We start from the raw sequence: 3,475 nt of genomic DNA, 5'->3' as shown, positions 1-3,475 counted from the left end.
GCCGTTCAGGTTAATACTATTGGCGCCCTGGCCGGTGCAATTCCAGGTAAAGTTGTAGAACGGCTGACCCAAACCGCCAGGTGCGGTAGTATTGGTAGTGTAGCCGATGACCGAACAGGTAGAACCTGTATTCCAGGTGGCTGTAGGTATTGTACCCGCAGCTGTTGTATAGTTGTGCTCATAGGTGCCTCCGGTACTAAATGCCAGAGAAGTGGCAGTGCTTGTAAGGGTGGCATTATTCTCCAGCCGTAAGAATCCTGCAACGGTAACATTGCCCGTTGCATTGATGGTAAGGTCGGTCCCGGTGCCATCTGCTACATCAAGCCGTTGGCCGCTGTTAACCGAAATGCCACCTCCGGCGTTGACAGTCGTTTGATCAATGGTCACAGATGTTGCCACAGTTACTATATGTGTATTTTGTATAGTGATAGAACTGCTGTTTGCATTGGTTGGGGTAATAGCCGCGTCAAACCAGCTGGTACCATCATGTGATTCTTCCCAGGTAGTGGTTTGGTCCCAGTTGCCTGTTGTTTTTGACCGGAACAGATCTGTTGTTGCCGGCACTATACTGGTAACATTAAAGGTGTTGCTGGCTGGCGTGGCGGTTAATACGCCGTCGGAACCTGTAACAGTTACGCCTGTGCCTGTGGTTGAAAACACAGGGCTGAACGTAGCTACGCCTGCAACGGCAGCTGTACTGGGCGATGCGGCAGTAAAGGTTGATCCGGTAACGGCCAGGGTAATGGTAGACGTGTAGTCGATATCAAGATTATTATTGACATCAACTCCCCGGATAGTAAATGCCGGCGTCATGGGTGAGCCTACTGCTACATCGGTCAACGCCTGCGCACCAAATACTAATTGCGTGGCTATGACCTGCATCCTGTTATTAGTACCGGTCAAAGAGGAACTGGCGGTTGCAAAAGAACCAAACAAAGAACCAGCAGCATCTGCAGTGGCTCCCGTATTTGCAATCGCAAACTGGAGTCGCTGACCATCGGTAATGCCGGCTGTTTTAAAGGTCAGGTAAAGGCCCAGTGTTTTAGAACCATTGTCAGCAACCGGTACACCGGTTCCGCCATTCAACGTGTTGAACACAAGGGTTTCACCTGAGGCAGTTATTTCAGCTACTTTAGTAGTTCCATCAAACAAGGCGGCTTCCTTTACGGTATTGGCCCAGCTGGTTACCGTATTACCGGCGCCTTTTGAAATAGTTACAGTACTCAATATGGTTGACAGGTTATCAGCATCGGCTGAACCACCACCATCCTGTATATTAAACGACCAAACCCTGATGCCATCACTGGTGGTATTGATTGCCGAACCGGTCTTTGAATTAAAATCGATATTAGGGGTTTCATTACCTGCTGTAGTAATGCCTGATGCAGATGAAGCCACTACATTAAAGGGCGCGCTGGTGCCAGGTGTTAATGCATCGCCGCCATTGGTGGCGTCGAGCGTAGCTGTTATGGTTGCGCCTGTTCCCAAAGCTGACAACAAAACGCCACTCAGGGTAACAGAACTTTGTCCTGCCGGTATTGAACCCGAAGTGGTGCCACTAAGTGGCCCGGCAGCGCTGTTTGTACTTAAATTAAAGAATGTTTGGCTGGTTACATTCGAAGTAACATTTGATGCATTTTGTGATTGTATGGTAACCTGGAATCCTGCACCTGATATAACCGGATTAGGCACTATTGCCGTAACCGCAAATTGAGAGGGGCCGGCTACAAACGCATAATCTTTGCCTAAAGCAAAATACTGTGTGCCCGTTGTGAGGTCAGCCGGCGCAAAACTGGTTGATGAGGTAAAGGTGAACGGACTGGAGCCGCCACTATAGGTGGCAGAGCTCTTCACCCAGGAAGTTCCATTATAAAAACCGACAATAGGATTGCCGGTGCTGAAATCGGCCGTTGCTTCCCCGCTATTATATTGCGCTACCAGGGGGGCCATATTGCTGCCGCCCGCCACTGCTTCTGTTACCTGCCATCTCCTGTTCACCGCAAGGCTTGGATCAATCGCAGTAGTCACCGCCCCATCTACCACTATAATACCATACACATCTGAAGTGCCGGAATTGGTAAATGTTATCGGGTTGTAGGCACTGTTCCCTACCGGGAAATTGACCGCACTGCTCCCTACCGTTCTTTTCAATTGTCCCGTGCTATTGGTAACAATGTAAACTGATGCCGAAACGCCGCCCACTGCGCCTGCAAAACCAAGCGTTAAATTATTGGCGTCGAGTGTAAGACTGCTACTCAAATTGAGCCCAGTATTAACCGTAACAGCGCCGCTCAGGGAGGCGCCAGCAATATTTGAAATAGTGAGGTTACTATAAGTGCCGGCAACAACGGTTTGTGTAGCTGCCCCGGCATATATAAAGGTGCCGCCCCAGGTTTTACCTGAGGGTACAGGTGTGGCCCCTGTATTTGCCGTACTGATGGTGCCATTATTGGCCACCGTACTTAAAGTACCGCTCAAAACATTGGTTGCCAGATCAAGCGTTCCTCCTGCCGTAGTAGTCAATGTACCGTTTACAACCAGGCTGCCTTCGGTTGTTGTTACACCGCTTGTATTGCCCGTCGTTAAATTATTATAAGTACCAATGACAACAGTTTGCCCACCGGTCAATGCGTTATAACTGATGGTACCGGCCCAGGTTAGTCCTGATGGCAGCGGCGTAGCGCTGGTGTTGGCGGTGCTGATGGTGCCGTTATTGGTGATGGTGGTTAAAGTACCCCCAATCACGTTGGCTCCAAGGCTCAATGTGCCATTGGCAGTGGTTGTTAATATACCATTGATAATAAGGTTGCCTGCTGCCGTGTTAGTGCCGCTGGTATTGCCTGAAGTTAAATTGGTATAAGTGCCTGTAACTATGGTTTGATTGCCCGTTGTTGCATTGTAATTGATGGTGCCACCCCAGCTTGCTCCGGATGGCAATGGCGTAGCACTTGTACTTTGAGTAGAGATAGTGCCGTTATTGGTAATGGAGCTGCCGGTAAGTGTGAACGTGCTCATGCTGAGTGTTCCACCAGCACTATTGGCAATCATAGCTCCGTTGACAGAAACATTTCCATTGGCTGTATTGGTGCTGGAGGTATTGTTTAACGTAACATTAAAATAGGTGCCACCAACAAGGGTTTGTCCGCCGGTGGTGGATGTATAGAAAACATTATTGCCGCTTGCGGTGGCGTTTATGCTTGCAATAGCCGATGCAGCCCCGATATTGAGTGTAGCGCTGGCCGCTTGTGTCAATGAACCGCTGCCCGAAAGCGCTGTATTTACAGTAAGAGAATTATTATTGGTGAGCGCCACACCCGTGACGGTGACACTTGGGATTATAAATATTCCTGAAAGCGCCTGGGCATTGGTGTCGAAGGTATGAACACCTGTTCCGGCAGTAAAGGTTCCGTTATTGGTTATACCGCCCCTGAAAGTAACAGGTGAGTTGCCACTGTTATTCCATACTCCACCTGTG

The 3,475-nt window shown here is 49.3% G+C and carries 1 protein-coding gene; it reads right to left on the bottom strand.

Annotation, left to right across the window (positions count from 1 at the left end; all coding sequences use genetic code 11):
* Nucleotides 1–3,475: beta strand repeat-containing protein (locus ACJ751_RS29600; protein ID WP_407749154.1), on the bottom strand; the 3,475-nt coding region annotated here is incomplete at both ends.

The sequence above is a fragment of the Niastella sp. genome, assembly GCF_045805085.1.
Taxonomy (GTDB): Bacteria; Bacteroidota; Bacteroidia; order Chitinophagales; family Chitinophagaceae; genus Niastella.
Note: the sequence above shows the minus strand (reverse complement) of the source record. Positions and strands in the feature narration are given on the sequence as shown.